Annotated in this window: 3 protein-coding genes; all 3 read right to left on the reverse strand. The window is 59.1% G+C overall.

The window, feature by feature from the left end:
- Positions 1-270: ATP-binding cassette domain-containing protein (locus VJV58_RS19095; protein ID WP_324138929.1), on the reverse strand; the 270-nt coding region annotated here is incomplete at its 3' end.
- A gap of 14 nt (positions 271-284) precedes the next feature.
- Positions 285-1520 (reverse strand): amidohydrolase family protein, encoded by a 1236-nt coding sequence (locus VJV58_RS19100; protein ID WP_324138930.1) that lies wholly within the window; start codon positions 1518-1520, stop codon positions 285-287.
- Positions 1521-1540: 20 nt separating this feature from the next.
- A complete protein-coding gene (locus VJV58_RS19105; RefSeq protein ID WP_324138931.1) occupies positions 1541-2656 on the reverse strand; it encodes a hypothetical protein in 1116 nt (371 codons plus the stop codon).
- Positions 2657-2711 lie beyond the last annotated feature (55 nt).

The following is a 2711-nucleotide window of genomic DNA, read 5'->3' on the forward strand; positions in this document are numbered from 1 at the left end:
TCGGGTCACTTTCTTGGAGTCGATGATGATCTCGCCGGAGCTCGGCACCGTCAGCCCGGACACCATCATCATCAGAGTGCTCTTGCCGCACCCGGATGGGCCGACAACCGAGATGAATTCGCCGGAGCGGAGATCGAATGAAATATCGTCAAGCGCTTTCAATGCGCCACGGCCATGGCCGGCGAACACCTTCTCGACGCCGATGATCCGCACGAAAGGCTCTGCGCTCTCGAACGCCAGTTGCGGGTTCATCGCCAGGGCGTTCTGCATTAGCCGGCTCGGCCTTACGTTAAGAGCTCTTGCGATAGTGTCGACCGGGCGACTTCACGTCCTCGTTTGAACACGTGTTTTCGCGGCGGCTGTAGCCTGATGGCTTCATGCACTGAAGGCGCCCCGATAACCACGAGATCCGCCAAGTTGCCGGGGGCGATGCCGTAATCGGCAATGCGTGCGGCCTTCGCTGCATTCTCGGTCACCATCGACATGGCCATGTCGAGCTCGTGGGGTAACGTGAGTTGTGCCACATGCGCGATCATCGAAACGCACTCGAGCGGGTCAGGCTTCCCGAAAGGGTAATAGGGATCGTTCACGTCATCCTGTGAGCTGATGACGTTGGCACCACGCGCCAATAGCTCTTTGACCCGTGCAATGCCCCGCCGGCGCGGTTCATGGTCGATGCGGGCGGAGCAAACGAGGTTGATATGGGCATTTACCGAGATGGTGACGTTCGCAGTGGCCACCATGTCAACAATCTTTGCCGCATACACGTCGTTATACGAACCCATCGCCCCGCAGTGGCTCGCCGCCACCCTGCCTTGGAATCCTTCGCGCATGGTCTTAAGCGCGAGGTATTCGAGGCTCCGCGAATTCGGATCGTCGGTGTCATCCACCAGCATGTGAATGTCGCGATCGTGCCGCTTGGCGATCTCGAAGCAAATATCGATGTGTTCGCGCGCGTCCGCGTCGGTGTATTCGTACCAGGGCAGCCCACCGATGATATCGCAGCCCTCGCGCATGGCCTCTTCTAGCAATTCGGCCGCGCCGGGATCGCGAGCGATTCCCTCCTGTGGGAAGGCGACGACCTGCACGTCGCAATAGCGCCGCATTTTTTCTTTTGCGAGCAGGAGTCCGCGCGCCGCCCGCAAGCCGCCAATCGTGCCGACGTCGGCGAACAACCGAAAAAATGTGGTGCCGTTCTTGACGCCGACTTCGCACGCGCGGATCGCGCGTGAGGCGACTTCTTCTGGGCGGTAATTGCGCTTGAAGTCGTTGGTGATCTCGATCGCTTCTGGCAGCGTACCAGAAACATTCGGCCGCATAATTTCGCCGAGCAGACACTTGTCCGCGTGGAAGTGCAGGTTGAACAGCCCCGGGAGTACTAGGCTGCCTGCTGCGTCGATTTCGCGATGGCCTTTTTCCATTATTTTCGGCTCGACCGCAGCGATCTTGTCCTTCGCGATAACGATATCGACCTGATCTTTGCGGTCGCGGAGCTTGGCATTACGAATGATGATGTCCATGGCGGTTGCCGTGACAGAGCTTAGGTGCGTTCGAGTATGTGAAGCCCGCGCGTTCGATCGATGAGGTAAATGAGACCCTTCTCGTCAAAGCAGACATCGTTGCTTTGCACACGTTCAGCGCCCTCAGGAACCGGAGGCATGAACGAAGCAACCTCTTTCGGAGCGTGGGGATTCGCGATGTCGACGACCTTTAGGCCACGCGCAAACCAGGCGATCGGAATTTCCGTGCTGCGAATTTCCTCGCAGAACTGATGCAGTCCGGTGTAGTCGCGCTTGGGCGTGCCATCCTCCTCCTCCACTTGGAAGCTCGCGAACGGAATAGGACGCGTCTCGTCGGTGATGTCGACGAGCCAGAGGAAGGCCGGCGACGTCGGACCCGCAAGACGGACGACGTCCTCATCTGCGACGAGCATCACTCGACGGCCACGCAAAAGAAACGGTACGGGCAAAGCCGTGTGCGTAGGCCAGGGGAATGGTGGGCTCCAATCCAGGCCCGAGACGAACTTCGGCTTGGACATATCCTCGATGTTGAGAATGACAAAACCGCCGTGCCAGTAGCTGACATAGAGCCTATTGCCGACGCGCATCGGGTGGTGGCACCGATGCGCAGTGCCCTCCCACGTCGGCTTTTCACCGCCCGCCGTCCATTGCCCCGGCATCCACCATCGACCGACTTCCTCCGGGCGGTCGGGACGTTGAAAATCGATGATCGAGACGACGTTGCCCAAATAGCCATCGAGTTCGGGCGATCCGTAAACATATCGGCCGTCGAAGGTGAAGCGATGCATGCCGCGCGTCGGCCACTCGCCGATACGGCGCGGTTCCGTGGGCTTGCTCACGTCGAAAACCTCGAGCCCGCCGCGGAAGTTCGGATCAATACGCCCAATCGGAAATACCTCACGATTGACGAGCATGATCCCGTTCTCGACGCGCACTTTGTGCGACAACGTACCTTCCGGGACTTTCAGTTCGGTGAGCTTTTTTGGCTTTGCGGGATCACGCACGTCAATCAAGCTGGTGCCATTCGGCGGCTTCACGTGACCTACGAAGGCGACGCCGTTGCGCACGACCACCTGACCGCCACCGGGGCAGTCGTAATATCCGACGACCCGCAAGCCCTTAATCGAAGAACTCATTTGTTAGACTCCGGGAGCCATACAAATTGTGCGCGTACGCCAGTGCATTTAAGCT

It is taken from the genome of Bradyrhizobium sp. (assembly GCF_035273305.1).
Lineage (GTDB): Bacteria > Pseudomonadota > Alphaproteobacteria > Rhizobiales > Xanthobacteraceae > Bradyrhizobium.